At 48.0% G+C, this 855-nt stretch carries 1 protein-coding gene; it reads left to right on the top strand.

Features of this window, described 5'->3' with window-relative positions:
• Window positions 1-855: FAD-dependent oxidoreductase (locus R7Q11_RS25460; protein ID WP_225466911.1), on the top strand; the 855-nt coding region annotated here is incomplete at both ends.

Raw genomic sequence — 855 nt, 5'->3', positions numbered from 1 at the left:
GAGTCCGAACAAGCCGTGCTTGAAATTGACGCGTTTTGTAAACAGCACCATATTGATGCTCAGTTGTCACTTAAAGGCGTGTATTACACGGCAACAAATCACGCGCAAGCGGGCTGCATGCAACCTGTCGTCGATGAGCTTTCACGTTTAGGCGTCAATAGTTGGCGTCGCTGCAAAGAAGATGAGCTGCACGCGAATACAGGCTCGCCCCGTCATCTTGAAGGTTTCCATTCTTCGGTTGCTGCTAGCGTCCAGCCCGCCTTGCTGGCTAGAGGTTTGCGCCGAGTCGCATTAGAAATGGGGATCGAAATCTTCGAAAACACACAAATGACCAAATTGGGTTTTGGCCAACCAGCTACCGTGTACACTCCTGATGCACAAATAAAAGCAAAGCAGGTCGTGCTGGCATTAAACGCATGGATGGTGGAGCACTTTATGCAGTTCAAAAACAGTATCGTGGTGGTTTCTTCCGACATGGTCATTACCAAACCGCTTGGTGAGTCGTTACGGAAAACGGGCTGGCAAGCGGGAACGAGCGTGTTGGATTCGCGTATTTTTGTTCATTACTACCGAGATACGCCAGATGGTCGCCTCATGTTAGGCAAGGGAGGCAATCAGTTCTCTTTCAACAACCAAGTGGACGTGATGTTCAATAAACCAACTCGTTATCAAAATCTTCTAAGGAAGTCATTCGATAAACTTTTCCCGAGTTTGAAAGAGGCGGAGTTTGAATACTCATGGACAGGAGGATCCGATCGCTCAACCTCCGGCTTTCCATTTTTTGGGAAGTTGAACGAGCAACGTAATGTCTTTTATGGTTTTGGCTATTCAGGTAATGGTGTTGCGCAGACTCGC

The sequence above is a fragment of the Vibrio sp. 970 genome, assembly GCF_033339075.1.
Note: the sequence above shows the minus strand (reverse complement) of the source record. Positions and strands in the feature narration are given on the sequence as shown.